General features: G+C 63.2%; 16 protein-coding genes and 1 tRNA gene. 11 read left to right on the plus strand and 6 right to left on the minus strand.

Annotated elements, in window-relative coordinates:
* Positions 1-97: 97 nt before the first annotated feature.
* Positions 98-571 carry a low molecular weight protein-tyrosine-phosphatase gene (locus K3146_RS05920; RefSeq protein ID WP_221545353.1) on the plus strand — a complete coding sequence of 158 codons (474 nt, stop codon included), beginning with the start codon at positions 98-100 and terminating at the stop codon, positions 569-571.
* On the plus strand, positions 558-1,364 hold the full coding sequence (locus tag K3146_RS05925) for a fructosamine kinase family protein (RefSeq protein WP_221545354.1): 807 nt from the start codon (positions 558-560) through the stop codon (positions 1,362-1,364). Before K3146_RS05920 ends, K3146_RS05925 begins: the two co-directional genes overlap by 14 nt.
* Here the strand turns inward: K3146_RS05925 and recG are convergent.
* Together recG and K3146_RS05935 are read right to left on the minus strand one after the other, a co-directional pair.
* Complete coding sequence (recG, locus tag K3146_RS05930; RefSeq protein WP_221545356.1) at positions 1,361-3,424, minus strand: ATP-dependent DNA helicase RecG; 2,064 nt, start codon at positions 3,422-3,424, stop codon at positions 1,361-1,363. The genes K3146_RS05925 and recG overlap by 4 nt on opposite strands.
* A gap of 41 nt (positions 3,425-3,465) precedes the next feature.
* Positions 3,466-4,887, minus strand: coding sequence for a pyridoxal phosphate-dependent decarboxylase family protein (locus K3146_RS05935; protein WP_221545358.1), 1,422 nt, complete (start codon positions 4,885-4,887; stop codon positions 3,466-3,468).
* 93 nt (positions 4,888-4,980) lie between these two features.
* Here K3146_RS05935 and K3146_RS05940 point away from each other — a divergent pair, with 93 nt between their 5' ends.
* Positions 4,981-5,259, plus strand: a complete 279-nt coding sequence (locus tag K3146_RS05940) for an FAD assembly factor SdhE (RefSeq protein ID WP_221545360.1) — start codon at positions 4,981-4,983, stop codon at positions 5,257-5,259.
* A 36-nt stretch (positions 5,260-5,295) separates the two neighbouring features.
* Positions 5,296-8,787 (plus strand): transcription-repair coupling factor, encoded by a 3,492-nt coding sequence (gene mfd, locus K3146_RS05945; RefSeq protein ID WP_221545362.1) that lies wholly within the window; start codon positions 5,296-5,298, stop codon positions 8,785-8,787.
* 9 nt (positions 8,788-8,796) lie between these two features.
* On the opposite strand, the gene K3146_RS05950 is transcribed toward mfd, so the two are convergent.
* Complete coding sequence (locus K3146_RS05950) at positions 8,797-10,116, minus strand: GGDEF domain-containing phosphodiesterase (protein ID WP_221545364.1); 1,320 nt, start codon at positions 10,114-10,116, stop codon at positions 8,797-8,799.
* A gap of 129 nt (positions 10,117-10,245) precedes the next feature.
* On the opposite strand from K3146_RS05950, the gene K3146_RS05955 reads away from it, so the two are divergent.
* Entirely contained in the window at positions 10,246-11,028 is a 783-nt protein-coding gene (locus K3146_RS05955; protein WP_221545365.1) for an NAD kinase, read from the plus strand.
* A 96-nt stretch (positions 11,029-11,124) separates the two neighbouring features.
* Positions 11,125-11,199 (plus strand) — tRNA-Asn (locus K3146_RS05960).
* A gap of 6 nt (positions 11,200-11,205) precedes the next feature.
* On the opposite strand, the gene K3146_RS05965 is transcribed toward K3146_RS05960, so the two are convergent.
* A complete protein-coding gene (locus K3146_RS05965; RefSeq protein WP_221545367.1) occupies positions 11,206-11,943 on the minus strand; it encodes a sulfite exporter TauE/SafE family protein in 738 nt (245 codons plus the stop codon).
* Between the two features lie 61 nt (positions 11,944-12,004).
* Between K3146_RS05965 and K3146_RS05970 the strand changes: the two genes are divergently transcribed.
* Positions 12,005-12,625, plus strand: coding sequence for a GNAT family N-acetyltransferase (locus K3146_RS05970; RefSeq protein WP_221545368.1), 621 nt, complete (start codon positions 12,005-12,007; stop codon positions 12,623-12,625).
* A gap of 21 nt (positions 12,626-12,646) precedes the next feature.
* Here K3146_RS05970 and secA read toward each other — a convergent pair whose 3' ends face one another.
* Both secA and K3146_RS05980 read right to left on the minus strand, forming a co-directional pair.
* Positions 12,647-15,448, minus strand: coding sequence for a preprotein translocase subunit SecA (gene secA, locus K3146_RS05975; protein ID WP_221545370.1), 2,802 nt, complete (start codon positions 15,446-15,448; stop codon positions 12,647-12,649).
* 95 nt (positions 15,449-15,543) lie between these two features.
* The gene (locus K3146_RS05980) at positions 15,544-15,816 is read right to left on the minus strand and encodes a hypothetical protein (protein WP_221545371.1); all 273 of its coding nucleotides are present in this window, start codon (positions 15,814-15,816) and stop codon (positions 15,544-15,546) included.
* 109 nt (positions 15,817-15,925) lie between these two features.
* Here K3146_RS05980 and argJ point away from each other — a divergent pair, with 109 nt between their 5' ends.
* The 4 genes from argJ (at position 15,926) to K3146_RS06000 (ending at position 21,750) form a co-directional block, all read left to right on the plus strand.
* Positions 15,926-17,152, plus strand: a complete 1,227-nt coding sequence (gene argJ / locus K3146_RS05985; protein ID WP_221545373.1) for a bifunctional glutamate N-acetyltransferase/amino-acid acetyltransferase ArgJ — start codon at positions 15,926-15,928, stop codon at positions 17,150-17,152.
* Between the two features lie 29 nt (positions 17,153-17,181).
* Positions 17,182-17,946: an inositol monophosphatase family protein gene (locus K3146_RS05990; protein ID WP_221545885.1), complete on the plus strand. Its 765-nt coding sequence runs from the start codon at positions 17,182-17,184 to the stop codon at positions 17,944-17,946.
* 82 nt (positions 17,947-18,028) lie between these two features.
* A complete protein-coding gene (locus K3146_RS05995; protein ID WP_221545375.1) occupies positions 18,029-20,218 on the plus strand; it encodes an RNA degradosome polyphosphate kinase in 2,190 nt (729 codons plus the stop codon).
* Positions 20,215-21,750: a Ppx/GppA phosphatase family protein gene (locus K3146_RS06000; RefSeq protein WP_345723855.1), complete on the plus strand. Its 1,536-nt coding sequence runs from the start codon at positions 20,215-20,217 to the stop codon at positions 21,748-21,750. Before K3146_RS05995 ends, K3146_RS06000 begins: the two co-directional genes overlap by 4 nt.

The following is a 21,750-nucleotide window of genomic DNA, read 5'->3' on the forward strand; positions in this document are numbered from 1 at the left end:
CTGCTAACGGTCGTTTCACCCGGCGACGTCCAGCTCCCCTACGCCGAGTATTGAAGAAGCTCGACAGGGGCGAGTGGCTGCTGTTACCCGATCCCAGATGAGCACAACCCGCGTCCTGTTCGTATGCCTCGGCAACATCTGCCGTTCACCCCTGGCTGAGGCCGCATTTCGTCGCGCCGCCAGCGAGGCTGGGCTGGACGTTCATGTCGATAGCGCCGGGACAGCCAATTATCATGTCGGCGAGATGCCCGATCCGCGCAGCATCGACGAGGCAGGCAGGCACGGCATAGACATCACCGGCTATCGTGGCCGACAGCTGGTCGTGCAGGATTTCCACGAGTTCGACTACATCTTCGGCATGGACCGCTCGAACATGACCAATATTTCCCGGATCCAGCCGGAAGACGGCAAGGCGCAGGTCCGCATGCTGCTTGATATCGTGCGCGGCTCGGAGGGGCGCGAGCTGTCCGATCCCTGGTACGGCGGCGAGGACAATTTCCGCGCGACCTGGGAAGACGTGACGATGGCAGCCGAGGCGCTCGTCGCAATCTTGCGCGATGGGCATTCCTGAAGACATCATCGAACAGCTGGCGGGTTCGCCGGTCCTCAGCCAGCGTCGGTTTGCAGGCGGAGATATTTCGGGTGCCAGCGAGATCGTACTCGAAGACGGCCGCGTCATGGTCGGAAAGCATGGGCCAGTGGTCGATGTCGAGGCACGCGTGCTCGAGGCGATGGGCAGGAGCGCTGCGCCGGTCCCCAAGGTGCTTGGCCATACCGACAAGGTCCTGCTGATCGAGCGGCTCGCATCCGGGGGATCGCTCTCCGGTGACGTCTGGCAGTCGCTGGCCGATGCACTCTCGGGACTCCACGCGATCACTGGAACCGACTACGGCTGGCCCGAAGACTATGCCCTGCGCCACGTGAAGGTCGAGAACGCGCCGCTGGATAACTGGCCGCGCTTCTGGGCCGAACGCCGCCTGCTGTGCCACCTCGACCAACTTGCACCCGATCTCGCAGGACGGGTCGAGAACCTCGGCGCCCGGATTGAAGACATCTTGCCGGCCACTCCCCCGCCCGTCCTCTTGCATGGCGACCTGTGGGGAGGCAATGTGCTTGTGGCGAATGGCCGCGTTACGGGCCTCATCGATCCGTGCGCCTATTTCGGGGACCGGGAAGTGGACTTCGCCAGCCTCACCGTATTCGACTCCCCTCCGCCGAGTTTCTTCGCGGCTGTGGGGCCGGCCCCTGGCTGGCAGGAGCGAGTGCCTGTCTACCGCTTGTGGATGTGGCTGCTGCATGTCCGGCTGTTCGGCGACAGCTACCGGCCTGCCGTGGAGCGGGAATTGGCTGCGCTGGGCTTCTAGCCGCCGCGCAGGGTCTTCACACCGAAATCGCGTTCGAAAAGGTAGAGCAGGATGCGCGCCGCTTCGCCGCGTTTGCCCTCCAGACCTCCATCGCGCTCCATCAGGAGGCGCGCGTCGTCATGGGCCTTGGGCAGCAGCTCAGTAATCTGCTCGAAGCTGGCGACGCTGAAGGGCGTGTCTCCCGACTGGCGCGTGCCGAGCAATTCGCCGCCGCCGCGCAGCTTGAGATCTTCTTCGGCCAGAAGGAAGCCGTCCTGGCTCTCACGCATCAGGGCAAGGCGCTTCTGCGCGGTTTCCGACAGGGTCTCGCCGTGGAGCAGGACGCAGAAGCTCTTCTCGCTGCCCCGCCCCACGCGGCCGCGCAGCTGGTGGAGCTGCGCTAGGCCGAACCGTTCGGCCTGCTCAATCACCATCAATGTGGCATTGGGAACGTCGACGCCGACCTCAATAACCGTGGTCGCCACCAGCAGCCGCGCATCGCCGCGCGCAAAGCGTTCCATTGCGGCATCCTTCATCTCGGGCGCGAGCTGGCCGTGGACCATCACGACATCGTCACCGAAACGCTCTTTCAGGGCTGCGTAGCGCGCCTCGGCCGCCGCGATTTCTTCCGGTCCATCCATCTCGCGGACCATGGGGCAGACCCAGAAAGCCTGCCGGCCCTGCTCGAACTGCGCGGCAAGACGCTCGGCGAGTGCCGGGATCTTGTCCTGTCCCATGACGACCGTGTCGATCGCCTGCCTGCCCGGTGGCAGTTCGTCGAGCTTGCTCACATCGAGCTCACCATACTGCGCCAGCGTCAGGGTGCGCGGGATAGGTGTGGCGGTCATAGCCAGCACATGCGGCGCGCGCTTGCCCTTGCTCGCCAGCATCAAGCGCTGGCCCACCCCGAAGCGGTGCTGTTCGTCGATCACCACCATGGCTAGGTTCTTATAGGCGACCTTGTCCTGGAAGATCGCATGCGTGCCGACGACGATGTCGATACTTCCGTCGAGCAGACCCATCAGGATCCCCTCGCGCGCCTTGCCCTTGTCGCGGCCCGTCAGCAACGCGACCTGTGCTCCGGTCGGCTCGGCCATAAGGCGCAGGCTCTCGTAATGCTGGCGAGCGAGGATTTCGGTCGGCGCCAGCAAAGCCGCCTGCGCCCCCGCTTCCACCGCAATCAGCATGGCTTCGAGCGCCACGACGGTCTTGCCTGCACCTACATCGCCTTGCAGGAGCCGCAGCATGGGCGCTTCCGGCTGCATGTCGCCTTCGATCTCGGCAATCGAGCGTTTCTGCGCGCCCGTCAGCGGGAATGGCAGGTGGAGCTTGCCGCGATAGCTGCCGTCACCTTTGAGTGGCTGGCCCTTGCGCTTGCGGTTGTCCGCCCGGACCAGCATCAGCGCCAGGCTGTTGGCGAGGAGTTCGTCATAGGCCAGCCGGTCGCGCGCAGCCTTGTGCTCGCCCTTGTGTGCCAGATGCAGCGCATCGCGCCATTCGGGCCAGCCGGCCGTTTCGAATTGGGTGGGCTCGATCCATTCAGGCAGCTTGGGGGCCTTGGACAGCGCCTGTTCGACCAAGCCTGCAACGCGAGGTTGGGTCAGGCCTTCGGACAGGCGATAGACCGGCTCCGACAGCCGCTGGAGCGTATCGCCACCCTCCTCTACCACGTGGTCCGGATGGACGATCTGGAGCAAGTCGCCATAGCGTTCGAGCTTGCCCGCCACCCAGCGTGTCGCCCCGACCGGGAGCTGCTTTTTCGCCGTATAGGACGCGCGACCGAAATAGGTCAGCGCGATAATGTTGCCCACGCTGTCCTGCGCCAGCACGCGGTAGGGTGCGCGCGATGAGCGTCCCCCGCGATGCTCCGTCACGGTGAGCTTGAGAACGATGTTCTCGCCCTCGCCCGCCTCGTCGACATTCTCGACCGCGCGGCGGGTCACGAAGCGTTCCGGCAGGTGGTAGGCGAGGTCCTTGAGCCGCGTAAGCCCCAGCCTGTCGAGCGGCTTCCTGAGCTTGGGCCCGACGCCCTCGAGCGTTTCCGTCTCGGCAAAAAGGGGATTGAGGATGTCGGGCCGCATGACTTGATTCTGTTAGGCAGGCAGCCGCTTTAACGGAAGGCCTAGTTCGCGTTGCGCACGGTTTCCCATGCCTTGCGCAATGCCTCGACCGTCATGTCACCGTCCTCCGGCGTTGTCGCGGCGGAGATTACCGAGAAGCGGATCACCCAGCGACCGCGCCATTGAGCGGGACCGGCAAAGGCCACGGCATCGCGCTGCAGTTGTTCTACGGTGGCAAGCGTCAGGCGATCTCCTTCCGCGATATCGTCCGTTTGCCCGATCCGCACCATGAATTGGTTGAGTTCGACCGGACAGACGAGTTCGACACCATCGATTTCGGCCATGCTTGTCGCCATCGCCTGCGCGACTTCGACATTGCTTTCGACCATGCGCGCAATGCCATCGCGGCCCAGCTGGCGGATCATGGCCCATGCCGCGAAACCGCGAGCCCGGCGCGACAGCTCGGGGACATAGTCGGAAGGATTGCGCTCCGAGGTGTCAGCGACCGGCAGGTAGCTCGCCGAAAATGACATGGCTCGGCGGTGTGCTTCCACATCACGCACGATTGCAAAGCCGCAATCATAGGGCGTTTGCAGCCATTTGTGCCCGTCGACCGCCCAGCTGTCCGCAAGGTCCAGCCCCTCCGCGAGATGCTTCAGTTTCGGCGACGACCGCGACCACAGGCCGAAGGCGCTGTCGACATGCAGCCATGCTCCTGCTTCCCTCGCCATGGGAGCAATTTCCGCGAAGGGGTCGCTGGCTCCCGTATTGATCTGCCCGCACTGGCCAATCGCGATAGCAGGCGCGTCATCCTCACCCAACGCACGCTCGAAATCCGATGGTAGCATCCGCCCCAAATCGTCGGTTGCGATTTCGCGCACGCGCTTCGCCCCAAGGCCGAGGAACTTGAGCGCACCGTAAACAGTGGTGTGGGCATCCGCTCCAATGAGCACGCGCAGCGGCGGGGCGCCGTATAGCCCGTCCGCCTCGACATCCCAGCTCCGCTTGGCGAGTTGCGCGCTGCGAGCCGCGGCGAGGCCGACGAAATTGGCGACGGTTGCCCCGGTCACCACGCCGACCGACGCCGAGCGCGGCAGGTCCAGCAATTCGAGAATCCAGTCCACAACGACGGCCTCGAAGGCGCTACCGGACGGAGATACCTGCACATTCCCCGTGTTCTGGCCCCAGGCGGAGGTCAAGAAATCAGCCGCAACGCCGGTAAGGTGCGACCCGCCCATGACCCAGCCGAAGAACCGCGGCGCGCTGGGGCTGCGCAGCCCTTCGCGCGCCAATCGGTTGAGATCCTCGATGATCTCCACCGCATCGCCTCCGCTTTCGGGCAGCGGCGCGCGCAAGCCTTCAATAACTTCGGCATAGCTTGAGGTCGGGGTCCTCTCGGCGACCGCTATCTCGCGACGGAATTCTTCTGCTATCCGAGCGGCCAGTCGCATGGCTTCGAAACTGCGATCCTCGCTGCCTGCCATACCGATTCCCCTTCGTCCGGTTGCCGGATAAGCTTGATCGAAATCGCCCTATCGGTCAAAGGCGCGCACGCATGCAGAATTCGGGCAAATCACTTGGCTGACCTCCTTACCTTCGACGGCCGCATAGCGCGCTGCAAGTTTCGCAGCTGGCACCGCGGCACGCGCGAGGCCGATTACATGATCGGTGGTTTCTTCGACCGTTATCACGCGGATTGGGGCGAGGTAGAGCTGGCCTGGTTCGAGGCCCTGCTCGAGGAAGACGACGTCGACATCATGGCCTGGGCACTGAAAACCCAGCCCACTCCTCCACGATTCCAGGGCGAACTGATCGAGAGCATGCAGAAGCTCGATTACGTCGACATTCCGCGTTGACGGGAACGGGGGGAACGCTATCGCGCTGTCCCTTCAATGCCCGACCTTTCCCGCATCCTCAAAGCTGACCGGCAACTGACGCTGGCGCAGGTCGCCCGCGGCGCTCAGCCGCTGGTGATGGCCGATCTCGCGCGCGCAGGCACAGGACGCGCCGTATTCATCGCACCCGACGATGCGGCGATGCGCGGAATCGTCGATGCGGCGGCATTCTTTGCGCCCGAACTGGAGGTGATCGAATTTCCGGCATGGGATTCGCTTCCTTACGACCGCGCCAGCCCCGCGCTATCGATCAGTGCGAAGCGGCTTGCCGCACTCCACCGCCTGCAAACCGGCAAGGCCAAGGCGCAGCTGGTCGTCACAACCGCCAACGCCGTGCTCCAGCGCGTGCTCAGCCCGTTCCGCATTCGCGAAAGCGTGCGTGAGTTCAAACCGGGCACCGAAATCGGGCGAGAGAGCTTGTCGCTGCTCCTGCAGAAGCAGGGCTACAGCCGTACCGACACGGTGATCGACAAGGGCGAATACGCGATCCGCGGTTCGATCGTGGATGTCTTCCCCTCCGGACTCGATGAGGCCTTGCGGCTCGACTTTTTCGGCGACGAGCTGGAAAGCCTGCGCAGCTTCGATCCGAACACGCAGATGAGCACTGGCCGGCTCGACAATCACCTGCTGCTCCCCGCGAGCGAAGCGCTGCTCGATGAAGACAGCATTAAGCGTTTCCGCAGCCGCTATCGTGAGATGTTCGGCGCCAATGCCACGCAGGACCCTCTCTACGAGGCGGTCAGTGAGGGACGTCGCCTTGCTGGCATGGAACACTGGCTACCCTTGTTCGAAGAGAAGCTGGTCACGCTGTTCGACCACCTCGACGCCAAGGACACGGTGGCCATCGACAATGCCTCACTCGCGGCGGCGGACGAGCGCATCAAGGACGTCGCCGACTACTACGAGCAACGCAAGGCGGCCAGCGGGCAAGCCAAGGGCAGCTACCGCCCGCTTAAGCCGGAATCGCTCTACCTGACCGATACCGAGTTCAAGACAGCGCTCGAAGCGGCTCCTGCCCATCGCGCCACCACATTCGACGAGCCCGAGAGCGACACGGTCATCGATTTCGGTTTCCGCTCGGGACGCGATTTCGCGCCCGAACGCGCTCGCGGCGACAATGTCTATCCGGTGCTGGCCGACCACCTGACGGCACTCGGCAAGTCAGGCAAGCGACCGCTACTCGCCGCCTATTCGACCGGCAGCCGCGCGCGCATCGCTTCGATCCTTTCGGAAGCCGGAGCGCCGGTGCAGCTGGCCGATAGCTGGCAGGAAGCGCTGGGCCTCTCCGCCAAGGGCAAGCCGGCGGCGATGGTGTTGCCGCTGGAAGCCAGCTTCGCCAATGATGAGATGGAACTGCTCACCGAGCAGGATATACTCGGCGACCGCCTGATCCGCCGCAAGAAGAAGCGCAGGGATGCCGATGCCTTCCTCGCCGAATTGCAGGCGCTGAGCGTTGGCGACCTGATCGTCCATACCGAACACGGGATCGGCAAATACCTCGGTCTCGAACCCGTTACCGTGGGTAAGTCCAAGCACGATTGCGTCCAGCTCGAATATCGGGGCGGCGACAAGCTGTTCATCCCGGTCGAGAACATCGACGTTCTCAGCCGCTACGGCTCATCCGAAGAAGCGGTCATGCTCGACAGGCTTGGCGGCGAGGCCTGGCAGAAGCGTCGTGCGCGCCTGAAGGAGCGGATCCGCGAGATCGCGGGCGAGCTGATGCAGGTCGCGGCCCAGCGCGCGCTGAAGAAAGCGCCGGTGCTGGAAGTCGAGGACGGGGTCTACAACCAGTTCCTCGATCGCTTCCAATACGAGGAAACCGACGACCAGGATCGCGCCATCGCCGATGTCCTGTCCGACCTCGAAAGCGGCAAGCCTATGGATCGCCTCGTCTGCGGCGATGTCGGCTTCGGCAAGACCGAAGTCGCGCTTCGCGCCGCCTTCGTTGCCGCCATGAACGGCCAACAGGTCGCGGTGGTCGCGCCCACCACCCTGCTCGCCCGCCAGCACTATCAGAATTTCGCCGAGCGCTTCGCCAGCTTCCCGCTGAAGGTCGGACGTCTCTCGCGCCTCGTGCCGGCGAAGGAAATGAAGGACACGCGCGAAGGGCTGGAGAAAGGCGACGTCGACATCGTCGTCGGCACGCATGCGATCCTCTCCAAACAAACCAAGTTCAAGAACCTTGGCCTCGTCATCGTGGATGAAGAGCAGCGCTTCGGCGTCACCCACAAGGAAAAGCTCAAGCAGCTGCGCGCCGACGTGCACATGCTCACGCTCACCGCCACGCCCATCCCGCGCACGCTGCAGATGGCGATGACGGGCCTGCGCGAGCTCTCCACCATCCAGACTCCTCCGGTCGACCGCCTCGCGGTCCGCACCTATGTGATGGAATGGGATGACATGGTGATGCGCGAGGCGCTGTTGCGCGAACACCACCGCGGCGGGCAGAGCTTCATTGTGGTCCCGCGCATATCGGACATGGAAGGCATTGCCGACTGGCTGCATGAGAACGTGCCCGAGGTGAAGTTCGTCCAAGCGCACGGCCAGATGAGCGCTGGCGAGATCGAAGAGCGTATGAGCGCCTTCTATGAGGGCAAATACGAAGTCCTGCTTGCCACCACCATCGTCGAGAGCGGTCTCGACCTGCCTAGCGCTAACACGATCATCATCCATCGCGCCGATATCTTCGGCCTCGCCCAGCTCTACCAGCTGCGCGGCCGCGTTGGGCGAGCGAAACTGCGCGCCTACGCCTATCTCACCTATGAAAAGGACGTGGCGCTTTCCGAGGTTGCGGAAAAGCGGCTCAAGGTACTCGGCGATCTCGATAGCCTTGGCGCAGGCTTCCAGCTCGCGAGCCACGATCTCGACATTCGCGGTGCGGGCAACCTCTTGGGCGACGAACAGTCCGGACATATCCGCGAAGTCGGGTTCGAGCTCTACCAATCGATGCTGGAGGACGCGATCCTTGCCGTAAAGGCCGGAGAACTGGGGCTCGAGGCCAAGCGCGAGACGGTCAGTCCGCAGATCACGGTCGATGCCCCGATCATGATCCCCGAAGACTACGTCCCCGATCTGGCCGTCCGCATGGCACTCTATCGTCGCCTGAACGATGCAGAGAACTTGGGCGAGATCGAGGCGCTTGCCGCCGAAATGATCGACCGCTTCGGGCCACTACCTTCCCCAACCGAGAATCTCGTCCGCCTCATCCAGATCAAGCTTCAGGCAATCGAGGCGAACATCTCGAAGATCGATGTCGGCGCGGCGGGCACTTTGGTCACCTTCCACCGTGACGACTTCCCCGATGGCCCTGGCCTGATCGCCTATGTCGACCGGCTCCAGGGAACGGCCAAGCTGCGGCCCGACATGAAACTGGTGATCAGCCGCGCATGGAACTCGCCGGAAAGCCGCCTCAACGGGCTGTTCCAGCTGACCAAGGGTTTGTCGGGGATCGTCAGGAAAGCGAAGAAGCGCGAGAAACAGGCCGCGTAGGCCAGCGGCTCAACGCATGGACGCGTTGAGGAAGGCGTGCGGCGGCATGGGCTCCGCGCTCAGGAAGCCCTGGTAGTATTCGCAGTCTTCGGCGGCGCAGAAATCGCGCTGGCGTTCGGTCTCGATCCCTTCGACCAGCACGCGCAGGTCGAGCGCCTTGGCCATGCCCATGATCGCGCGGAAGACCGCCCGGTCGCGTTCGTCTTCAAGCACCCCTTCGACCATCGAACGGTCGAGCTTGATGCAATCGATCGGCAGAACCTTGAGGTAGCGGAAGTTGCAGAAACCCGCCCCGAAATCGTCGAGCGCAATGCGCACGTCGAGCACCTTGAGTTGCTGCAGCGTCTTGCTCACACGGTCGAGGTCGTCGAGCAGGACCTGCTCGGTGATTTCCAGCGTCACGCGAGAGAGCGGGAAACCGACGCGCTCTGCCATGCGGGCGAAATCGATGGCAAAATTGTCGGCAGCCAGATCGACCGGGGTGATGTTGAGCGAGAGACGCAGGCTGTAGGGCCACAGTTTTGCAGCCTCCAGCGCGCGCTCGGCGATATGGCGCGAGAGATGCGCGACATGATCGGCCCGCTCGGCGATCTGGAACAGCGCAGCTGCACCGATCCGCCCTACGATCGGGTGATGCCAGCGCGCCAAAGCTTCCGCGCCGACCATGTGGCCGTCGACCAGCGAGTATTGCGGCTGGAACAGGATCTCGATCTCGTCGCGGTCGATTGCAGCGAGCAGGTCGCTCTCGAGCTGGATGTTCGACCGCGCGGCACTTTCGACCGTGCCGCTCGACCATTCGATGCGGCGGCCGTGAGCCTGGCGCATGCGGGCAGCGACCTCGGACAGGCGATCGAGCATGGAATCGACATCGTCGTTTTCGCCGGTACGCATCAGCGCGATACGCGGCCACAGGCGCAGGCTGCTGCCGCCGTCGGGATGTGCAATGGGCGTTGCAAGGGCATCGGCCAGAGCTTCGGCCAGCCATTGCCAACGCTCGCGACTGCTTTCGGTGCGGGCCACAAGCATGAAGACGCCGCCGGTCAGGCGGGCAGCCATCCATGCATCGCTTTCAAGCTCGTCATTGGCGAAGTGGCGGATGCGGTGTGCAATTTCGACCAGAGCCCCATCACCGACGCTTTCGCCGAATGCGACATTGACCGTGTCCATCCGGCCAAGGGTAATAAGCATTGCATGGATGGGACACGGGCCAGCACCTGATGGCCACGCGTCACGCCACTGGGCGGTGGTTCGACGCAGTTGTCCAACGTCGGCCAAACCGGTCAACGTATCCTGCGACTCCATCTTTATTACATTGGGCATACTCGCCATCCGCCCTTGGTAGCGACCCAGTTTACCTTTTGTTAGTCATAAAATCGACATTGTTGCCAAAAGGGACAGGTGTCCATAGGGTTGCGGTGGTTTCAACAGATGAAACGATAGACCGAGAAGCGGGCGCACATGGCCGAATTCCAGAAACTGGCGCTCCTCGTGTCCGATTCGGACCGCGCACAGGAGGCGGCGGAGTCCATTTTCCGCCCGCTGACCCAATGGGTTGCCCCCGAAGAGGCTGATGCCCTGGTCGTCATTGGCGGCGATGGTTTCATGCTTCAGAGCCTCCATGCGATGCTGGATGAGGGTCGAATACTTCCAGCCTATGGGGTGAACCTCGGCACGGTCGGTTTCCTGATGAACCGCAACCGCCAGCCCGAAAAGCTGCTCGGCCGCCTCGGCCGCGCGAAGCCGCATACGATCCTGCCTCTCGCGATGGAGGCGGAAACGCAGGATGGGCAAACCCATCGTTATTGCGCAATCAATGAGGTCTCGCTGCTGCGTGAAACCCGCCAGACCGCGAAGATCGAAGTGTCGGTGGACGACAAGGTCAGGATCAAGGAATTGGTGTGCGACGGCGTGCTGCTGTCCACCCCGGCCGGTTCGACCGCTTATAACTTCTCGGCCGATGGCCCCATCCTGCCGCTCGATTCCCAGCTGCTCGCCCTGACCCCGATTTCCGCCTTCCGCCCGCGCCGCTGGCGCGGTGCCATCCTGCCCGATCGAAGCCGGGTGACCTTTCGCGTCCTAGAGTCCGAAAAGCGCCCCATTTCCGCCGTCGCCGACCAGCGCGAAATCCGCGATGTCGCCGAAGTGCGCCTCGAAATCGCCCGCGAAAGCGCGCTCACGCTGCTGTTCGACCCCGGTCACGCGCTCGACGAACGCATTGTTTCGGAGCAGTTCGTGGTGTGATTGCAACGCTGTTGCACGGGTCGCGGAAATTTTTCCAAAACCCGGCTTGCAAAAGGCCAAGCTCGCCCATATACGCGCGCTTCGCCTTCGGGCTGCTCCCCGATAGCTCAGCGGTAGAGTAGGTGACTGTTAATCACTTGGTCGTTGGTTCGAATCCAACTCGGGGAGCCATTTTCCTTACATCGCAAGCAGCAGCCGCAGGCCCACCCACCCTGTGAGCGCTGCCGCGCCCAGGCGTATCCAGCGCTGGGGCATGAACTTTAGCGCAAGCAGGCTGCCGATCTGCCCCCCGATCGCCACGGCTATGACGAGCGGCAGACCGAAATCGACGGCCGCCAGGAAGCGCCCCTCCCCGCCCTTGAGGATCTGGCCCGCAAGCCCGAAGAGCGAATTCACGAGGATGAACACGCTCGCCGTTGCAGCGATGGCCCTTGCCCCGTTCCAGCGCGTCAGGTGCAGCAGCGGGGCAAGGAAAATACCTCCCCCGATGCCGACCAGACCGGCGAGGAATCCGAGTGGTGCCGCAGTCAAGGGTACGAAGCGCGCAAGTCGGTGCGGTTCGCCCTCGGCGACGCCGGTCGGAAACATCATCGTCAACGCGGTCAGGAGCAGGCTTGCTCCGAGAACGGTCAGGAATGCCTTCTCGCCGATGGGCATCAGGCCGCCGACCAACGCTGCGGGCGCAGCGATAGCGGTGAGGAGCAGCGCGCCGCGCCAGGGCGTGACTTTCGCACGCGCGAACCGGATCGTGCTGCCAGCCACCACCACGATATTGCAGCACAGCGCTATCAGAGGGAGGATGCGATAATCGACCCCCGAGAGCGCCAGCAGCGCATTGTAGGTCGAACCCCCGCCAAAGCCGACGCTCGCATAGAGCAGTGCCGTCAGGAAAAAGGCAGCGAGGAGCAACGGCATGCAAGCCTCCTAGACCGGGGAGCGTGGGGCGACTAGCCTTGCCAGTCCAAGAGGGGGACGAATGATGAATGCCGCCGATATCGAGCTACCCGAAGGCTTCGCACGCTCTAGCGGCAAGGATTCATACACTGTCGGCGAGATCACGGCCGACGCCTTTCGCCACGATCCCTTCAACGCGTGGCTCTTTGGCAAGTACCGCGCGATCCGGGCGCTGTTCCATGCGCAGGCGCGGCGCATCTATGTCCCTCGCGGTTTCAGCTATCGGATGGGCGATGAGGGGGCGGCCATGTGGATGCTTCCGGGTGGCGACTCTTCGCTGCGGCTGATGGACTATGCCGCCATCGTAATTCCCGCGCTATTCTATTGCGGGCCACGGGCCTTGCAACGGGCGCTCAAGACCGGCGAGGCCATGGAGCGCCAGCACCCGGACTTCGAGCACGCCTACCTTTTCAGCATCGGCGTGCGACAGGAACACCAGGGCAAGGGGCTAGGCCGCAAGCTGATCCTGCCGGTACTGGATGCCTGCGACCGGACGGGCACGATCGCGTATCTTGAGAATTCCAACCCCGCCAATGAAGGCTTCTACCGCTCCTGCGGTTTCGAGCCTTATGGAGAGCCGATCCACCCCGAACCGGGCAGTCCGGCCCTCGTTCCCATGGTCAGGCAGCCCCGCGGCGCCTAGCGAAGGGGCCGCCCTACCCGATCAGGCCCTGGCGCCGATTGCGCCGTGGCAGTGCTTGTATTTGTTGCCGGAGCCGCAGGGGCAGGGTTCGTTGCGGCTGATGTTCATGCCGGCATAAGGGTTGTCCGTGACCGAGCCCCCGGGACCGACGGCGGCACGCGGGCTACCGGCAAGAGCGCCGAAGAGGGCGGCACGACCTTCGGAACCGTCACCGTCGTTCGAATTGTCCATCCCTGTGAGCGGGTCGATATGCCCGGTCAGGAAGTCGGGCAGATCCGGCAGGTTCACCGGCGGAAGCGGTGCGGGCTCTGCGGGCTGGGCCAGCAGCAGCTTGGACGTCACATTCTCGCGCAGCTTGTCGAGCATGCTTTGGAACAGGGCGAAGGCTTCCTGCTTGTACTCGTTGAGCGGCTGCTTCTGCGCATGGGCGCGCAGCCCCACCACCTGCCGCAGCGCATCGAGCGTGGCGAGGTGCTCCTTCCACTGGTGATCGAGCTCCTGGAGGAGCAAGCTCTTCTCGGCGCCGCGCCACCAGTCACGATCGACCTTGGCGATCTTCTCTTCCATCCGTCGATCGGCTTCCTCGCGGATGCGCTCTTCGATGAGTTCGGGCTCGATCGCTTCTTCCTCGAGCCACTCCTCCATCGGGAAGGACAGGCCGAAGACTTCGTCGACCTTGGTCTTGAGCCCAGCGATATCCCATTGTTCGGGATAGGAGCCCGGCGGGCAATGTTCGCCAACCATGGCATTGATCGCGTCGTGACGCATGTCGATCACGACATCGTCCACCGCATCGCTGTCCATGATTTCGGCGCGCTGTTCGTAAATGACCTTGCGCTGGTCGTTCATGACGTCGTCGTACTGGACGACCTGCTTGCGGATTTCGTAATTGCGCGCCTCGACCTTCTTCTGCGCAGTCTCGATGGCCTTCGACAGCCACTTCGATCCGATCGCCTCGCCGTCCTCGAGGTTCGAGTTCATCATGCGGGCGAACAGCGTGTCCGGCCCGAAGATGCGCAGGAGGTCGTCTTCAAGGCAGAGATAGAAGCGCGAAAGACCCGGGTCGCCCTGGCGGCCCGAACGACCGCGCAGCTGGTTGTCGATACGGCGGCTCTCATGGCGTTCGGTCGCAAGGACGAAGAGGCCGCCCGCTTCTCTTACCTTCTCGCGTTCGGCTGCAACTTCGGCCTTGATCCGATCGATTTCGAGCTGGCGCTTGGGATCGTCCTCGGCGAGCTCGGAAAGCTCGTCTTCGATCCGGAAGTCGACGTTGCCGCCCAGCTGGATATCGGTCCCACGACCCGCCATGTTGGTGGCAATGGTGACCGCCCCGATGCGGCCCGCCTGGGCGACGATGTGTGCTTCCCGCTCGTGCTGACGCGCATTGAGGATTTCGTGCTTCACGCCTTCCTTGTCGAGGAAGCTGGAGAGCAGTTCCGATTTCTCGATCGATACGGTGCCGACAAGCACCGGCTGGCCGATTTCGTGCTTCTCCTTGATCGCCTTGGCGATGGCTTTAAACTTGTCGGCCGTGTTCTTGTAGAACTCGTCTTCCTCATCGATGCGCTGGATGGGGACATTGGTCGGGATCTCGACCACATTCATCTTGTAGATGTCCCAGAATTCAGCCGCTTCGGTTGCAGCAGTACCGGTCATGCCGGACAGCTTTGGATACATGCGGAAATAGTTCTGGAACGTAATCGAGGCGAGCGTCTGGTTCTCCGGCTCGATTTGTACGCCTTCCTTAGCTTCGACTGCCTGGTGAAGGCCATTCGACCAGCGGCGACCGTCCATCATGCGGCCCGTAAACTCGTCGATGATGACGACCTTGCCGACTTCGGCCATCTCGCCCGTCGGCTGCATCTTCTTTTCGAACTTCACGATGTAGTCGGTGTCGCGCTTGAACATGATGTTCGCCTTGAGCGCCTGGTCGAGGTGGTGGACCACCTGCGTGTTCTCGACATCGTAGAGGTTGTCGGTTTCGAGGAGACCGGCCTCCTTCAGCATCTCCTCGATCGCGTCGGTGCCTTCCTCGGTCCAGGTGATGTTCTTGGTTTTCTCGTCGGCATCGTACCACTCGGGTTCAATCTTCTTCACGATCTCGTCGACCGTGACATAAAGGTCGGACTTGTCCTCGGTCGGGCCGGAGATGATCAGCGGAGTACGGGCCTCATCGATCAGAATCGAGTCGACCTCGTCGACAATGGCGAAGTTGAAGGGGCGCTGCACCATCTGGCCGCGATCGTGCTTCATATTGTCGCGCAGGTAATCGAAGCCGAATTCGTTATTGGTGCCGTAAGTGATGTCGGCGCCATAGGCATCGCGCTTCTGGAATTCGCCCATGTTCGGCACAACCACACCGATGGTCAGGCCGAGGAAGCTGTAGAGCTGGCCCATCCACTCGGCATCGCGCGTGGCGAGATAGTCGTTCACGGTGACGACGTGCACGCCCTTGCCTTCGATGGCGTTGAGATAGGTCGCGAGCGTCGCCATCAGCGTCTTGCCCTCACCCGTGCGCATCTCGGCAATCTCGCCGCGGTGGAGCACGATGCCGCCGATCATCTGCACGTCGAAATGTCGCATGCCGAATACGCGCACCGAGGCTTCACGTACGGTAGCGAAAGCTTCTGGGAGGATATCGTCGAGTGTCTTGCCGTCGGCCAGCTGCTGGCGGAACTTGTCGGTCTGCGCGCGCAGTTCCTCGTCCGTCAGTTCCTGGATCTGCGGTTCGAGGGCGTTGATCTGGTCGACGACCTTGCGGACGGAATTTACGTAACGTTCGTTTGACGAGCCGAAAAGGGCCTTGCCGATTGCTTTGAACATGGTGGGCGTATGCCTTGAGTATCTGGGAAATTATGTAGGTAATGCCCGCGCACATTCATTGTGCCGGGCATGCGGGGTCTGGCGAATGACGAATGTTATTCGTAGGCGCGGTCGGCGCCGAACATCACCGAGGGAATATAGACGGTAACTGGTTCCTGCTTCTTGCAGGGAGTGACCCTTTCGCCGCGCATCTTCTGCTTGCGCTGTTTTTCCGCGCATGAGCACTGCGCATCGCGGGGATCAATATCGCCGCTGGCGGACTGTTCCACCCCGACGCTCGATTCCGTTCCGACCACTGCCTGCGCAGGCGCGCCGAGAGCCGCAAGGCCGGTCAGGAGCGCAATAAGGGCGAGCAATTGGCGAAACATGGTCGGACGTCGAGATAGCGCACAATCCTTACCGTTTAAAGGCGCAAGGCGCATTTTTCCCGCGCGCGAGGCGCTTGCGGCGCGGAGATGTGCGGTCTAGCGCGCGGGAATGGACCTTGAACGCTCGCCCCTGGCACGCCCCTTTCCCGACCTGCCCGCCATCGCAGGTGTCACGCTGCGCACTGCGCGCGCCGGTTACAAGAACTGGGAACGGGCCGACCTTACATTCGCCGAGCTTGCGGCCGGAACGAGCGTCGCCGGGGTCTTCACCAAGTCCGCCTGCGCGTCGAGCGAGGTAGAGATGGGCCGCGAACAGGCCCGTCTGGGCGCAGCCCGTGCGCTGATCGTCAACGCCGGCAATTCCAACGCTTTCACCGGCATTCGCGGCCGCGAAGCGGTCGAGCAGATCATGGCCCAGGTTGCCGAGGCCCTGACTTGCGAACCGAGCGAGGTCTTCGTGTCCTCTACCGGGGTGATTGGCGTGCCGCTGCCCAAGGACAAGGCGCGCGCGGGCGTGGCAGCCGTGCTTCAGGCAGAGCCGTGCGGATGGGAAGAAGCGGCCAACGCGATCGGGACAACCGACACGTTCACCAAGGGTGCTCAAGCCGCCGCATTGCTCGGTGAGACACGGGTCGAGCTTGCCGGGATCATCAAGGGTAGCGGCATGATCGCACCCGACATGGCAACGATGCTGGGCTACATCTTCACCGATGCCGCAGTGGCGCCCGGCTTCCTCCAGGCGATGCTGTCGAAGGCCAACACGGAGACCTTCTCTTGCATCACCGTCGACGGCGACACGTCGACCAGCGACACGGTGCTGGCTTTCGCGACGGGCAAGGCAGGTAATCCGCCCCTGGCCTCGTGGGAAGATCCGGGAGCCGACGCCTTCTACGCCGCATTGCTGCAGGTCTGCCGCGACCTTGCCCATCTTGTCGTGCGCGATGGAGAAGGCGCGCAGAAGTTCATAGAAATTGCCGTAACCGGCGCCGAGAGCGACGAAAGCGCCCGGCGGGTTGGCCTCGCAATCGCCAATTCTCCCCTTGTGAAGACGGCCATTGCAGGCGGCGATGCCAATTGGGGACGCGTGGTAATGGCAGTCGGCAAAGCGGGCGAACCGGCGGACCGGGACGAGCTCTCGATCGGTTTTGGCGGGACCTGGGCCGCGAAGGACGGCCAACCCCTCGCCGACTACGACGAGGCTCCGGTCGCGGAACACCTTCAAGGACAGGACATCCGCATCGATGTCGATCTCGGTATTGCGGAGGGGCGGGCGACGGTTTGGACCTGCGACCTCACCCATGGCTATATCTCGATCAACGCGGACTACCGCTCTTGACCACGCTCGACGCCGAAATCCGTGCGCTGATGCAGCGCGTTACCGAGCAGGCCATACTCCCGCGCTATCGGAATCTTGCCGATGGCGAGGTCGAAGACAAAGGCGGGAACGACCCGGTCACCATCGCCGACAAGGAGTCCGAAGCCTTGCTTCGCGAAGGACTGTCGCAACTGGATGACAGCCTCGGCTTCGTCGGCGAGGAAGCGGCGCATGCCGATCCGTCAATCCTCGACCGGCTCGACGCACCCTGCTGGATCGTCGACCCGGTGGATGGGACGCGCAATTTCGCACACGGCAAGCCTCCTTTCGGCATCATCATCGCGCGAGCGGATGGCGGGGAAGCACAGTCGGGTTGGCTTTATGATTGCCTCACACGGCGGTTCTGCGCTGCGCACAAGGGCGCAGGAGCCTATGTCGATGGCGAGAAGGTGACTTCGCGCGCCACAGGCAAGTCGCCCCCGGTCGCCGCGATCTCGCTGATCTTCATGGAGGAGGAACGGCGGCAGGCAACACGCCGCCACATCTCTCCCAATTACGAGCTGGTCGACATTCCGTTCTGCGCGGCGGAGCAATATCCACGCCTTGGCCTCGGCGAGAACGACGTTTCGATCTTCGAGCGCACGCTTGCCTGGGACCATGCCGCCGGCGCGCTGTGGCTGGAGGAGGCCGGCGGCAAGGTCGCGCGACCCGATGGGTCGCCCTACCGCGTCGATGAATGGGAGCGGAAAGGATTGCTCGGAGCATCCAGCCCCGCGCTCTGGGAGGAACTCGCCGCGCGATACGCAAAAATGTAATATAGCTGCAGCACAGGGAAAGCCTTTCCAAGGGCGGTCCTGCGCCCTACCTCTACTTGCAGTTGAACCGAAGGGAGAGCTCTTGACGCTTGGCGATGCCCCAGCCCCCGGTATCGAGGATGCCGACCGGGATCCGCTCGATGCGGCCGCTCCGGCCGCGCCAGAGGCACCGGAAGATCGCTACGTCAATCGCGAACTGAGTTGGCTCAGCTTCAATCGTCGCGTGCTCGCGGAAAGCGAGAACACCGATTATCCCTTGCTCGAACGCCTCCGCTTCCTGTCGATTTCAGGCAGCAATTTGGACGAGTTCACCACCGTTCGCATCGCAGGCCTCGAAGGCCAGCTGCAGCGCGGGATCGAGACGACAGGTATCGATGGGCGCTCGCCTCGTCAGCAGCTCGATGCAATCCGCGAACAGGTCCTCGAACTGGAGGACCGCCAGCAGGACAGCCTCGAAATCCTGCGCGGCCTGCTCGCAGACGAGGAGATCTTGCTCGCGCTGGTCGAGGAATTGCCCGAGCCCGAGCAGAACTGGCTCGAAAGCTATTTCGAAACCGATATCCTCCCGCTGATCACCCCGCAGGCGATCGACCCTTCGCACCCCTTCCCCTTCGTCGCGAGTGGCGGGATGGGCGTACTGTTCCGCCTCAAGCGGGGCAAGCGCAAGGGTGAACTTGTAGAGATGGTCCTCATCCCCAGCGGCGTTCCACGTTTCGTTCGCGTTCCGGGGGAAAAGGCGATCTATGTCGCAATCGAACAGCTGGTCACGCGCTTTGCCAGCCAGATGTTCCCCGGCTTCAAGATCCTCGGCGACGGGATCTTCCGCGTCCTGCGCGACAGCGACATCGAAGTGGAGGACGAGGCCGAAGACTTGGTGCGCTATTTCCGCACCGCAATCCAACGCCGTCGCCGCGGCCGTGCAGTCCTGCTCGAACTAGACGATGAATGCGACGCTGCTGCCGAGGCACTGCTGCGCGAACAGTTCGATGTCGATGCGGCGATGATCGTGAAGACCGGCGGAATGCTCGGTCTCGCCGACCTTGACGCGATCTGCAACGAACCGCGTCCCGACCTGAAATTCCCGCCCTTCTCGCCTCGTTATCCCGAGCGCGTGCTGGCACATGACGGCGATGTCTTCACCGCGATCCGCGAGAAGGACATGGTGATCCATCACCCTTACGAGAGCTTCGAGGTGGTGGTCGACTTCCTTCATCAGGCAGCGATCGATCCAAATGTCGTCTCGATCAAGCAGACGCTTTACCGCGCGGGCGACCAGTCGCCCGTCATCGCTGCGCTGGTCGAAGCTGCGCAGAACGGTAAGGCCGTCACGGCGGTAGTCGAACTGAAGGCGCGCTTCGACGAGGAACGCAATATCCGCTGGGCGAACGAACTCGAACGCGCCGGCGTGCAGGTCATCTACGGTTTCACCGAATGGAAGACGCACGCGAAGGTCAGCCTGGTGGTCCGGCGCGAAGAAGAGGGTTTCCGCACTTATTGCCACTTCGGGACCGGCAATTACCACCCGGTCAACGCCAAGATCTACACCGACCTCAGCTACTTCACCGCCGACCAGGCCCTCGGCCGCGACGCGGCGAAGATGTTCAATTTCATCACCGGCTATATCGAGCCCGACGACCTTGAATTGCTGTCCATTTCGCCAATCGGCATGCGCCAATCACTGTACGAGTTGATCGATGGCGAAATCGCGAATGCCAAGAAGGGCAAGCCCTCCGGCATCTGGGTAAAGCTCAACGCGATCACAAACCAGGCGATGATCGACAAGCTCTACGAAGCCAGCCAGGCGGGCGTTGAAGTCCGCATGGTCGTCCGCGGCATCTGCTCTCTGCGCGCAGGCATCCCCGGTCTGTCGGAAAACATCAGCGTGAAGTCGATCATCGGTCGGTTCCTCGAACACGCGCGAATGTGGGCATTCGCCAATGGCAAGGAATTGCCCAGCCGCCAGGCCAAGGTCTTCCTCACAAGTGCGGATGCGATGAGCCGCAATCTCGACCGGCGTGTGGAAGTGATGGTGCCAGTGACCAACAAGACCGTTCACGACCAGCTGCTGAAGCAGGTCATGCTCGCCAATATCCTCGATACCGAGCAGAGCTGGCGGCTCGATCCGGATGGGCAGTACCGGCGCATGCGCAAGGGGGATGGCGGCTTCAATTGCCACGAATATTTCATGTCGAACCCCTCGCTCTCCGGGCGCGGATCGGCGCTCGAGGCGCATGACGTGCCGCATCTTACCCTCCCCGGGAGCAGGGCGTGAGGCGGTCCAAGACGCGCAGCCCCCAATGGCAGCGCCGCCTCATGCATCCGCCCCGCGCGGTCATCGATATCGGTTCGAACACAGTCCGCCTTGTCATCTATGAAGGCACCGGCCGCGCACCGGAAACCGTATGGAACGAGAAAGTCGCAGCGCGCCTAGGTCGTGACCTGTCCGAGACTGGACGCATTCCTGAAGAGGCTTCCAACGAGGCCCTCGCTGCTCTGGCCCGATATCAATTGCTCGTCACCGATCGCGGGATAGACGATGTGCAAACGGTCGCGACGGCCGCTGCACGCGATGCCGAGAACGGCGCCGAGTTCCTTGCCGCTGTGGCCGACCTCGGGCTCGAACCGCGCCTTCTTTCGGGCGAAGAGGAGGCCTGCAATTCCGCCTACGGTGCGATTGGGGCTTTCCCCGGCGCGGAGGGCGTTGTGGCTGACCTCGGCGGGGGTAGCCTAGAACTCGTCTCGATCGGCGGCGGCGATTGCCGCGATGCCGTGAGTCTGCCCTTCGGCACCCTCCGTCTGCCGGCATTCCGCGCAGCCGAACGCGACCTTGGCGATACGGTGCGCGAGGCTTTGTCCGGCGTCGGCTGGCTGCAATCGCATACCGGCCCGCTCTACATGATCGGCGGTACCTGGCGCGCACTGGCACATTACGCGATGGTCGAAGCGGACTACCCGCTAACCGACCCGCACGGCTTCACCCTGTCGGTCGAGCAGGCACGCGAACATGCCCGCACATTAGTGGAGGCAAAGCCGGACGATCTCGTCAAGATTTCGGGTATCAGCGCCATGCGAGCAGGCTATCTGCCCGACGCCGCTGCGATGTTGTTGCCGTTGCTCGACGGCCTCCAGCCCGACCACCTCGTCTTCTCGAGCTGGGGCATTCGCGAGGGCCTGCTCTATTCGCGCCTGACCGACCTGCAACGCGGCCTCGATCCGTTGCTGTCGGGCGTACACGCCTTTGCCGAGCCGCGTGACGCGCCGGTGGTCGACGCCACGCGCGTGGCGGGCTGGACGGTCGATCTTGCCAATGGCACCGGCAAGCGCAACGAGCGCCTGCGCCTTGCGGCTGCACAGCTGGCCGCAGCGCTCCAGCGTGTCGAACCGAACCTGCGCGCAAACCACGCGACGGAATGGGCGCTGGACAAGCGCTGGATCGATTGCAGCGCGCGGGACCGCGCGATGATCTGCGCTGCCCTGTTCGGCAGCCTCGGGCGCACCGAAGTGCCCGCCAAGCTGCGCGAACTCGCCGATGACGACGATTTGCGCGAAGGCCTGACCTGGGGCCTCGGCTTCCGCCTGGCCCGGCGGCTCGGTGCAGGCTCGCGCAAAGCCCTCGGCAACAGCAGGCTGAGGCTGAAGAAGAAGTCGCTGGTGCTCTATCTCGACGAAAGCCGAGCGGCGCTAGCCACCTGGCCGCTCACCAAAGACCTGGACGTGCTTGCCGAATGGCTGGATCGTACGCCGAAGATCAAGATCGGCGAGTATGGCTCCGAAGAAAATCCCTTGGACGATCCCGACGACTGA

This window comes from Qipengyuania vesicularis (assembly GCF_019711415.1).
GTDB classification, from domain to species: Bacteria; Pseudomonadota; Alphaproteobacteria; order Sphingomonadales; family Sphingomonadaceae; genus Qipengyuania; species Qipengyuania vesicularis.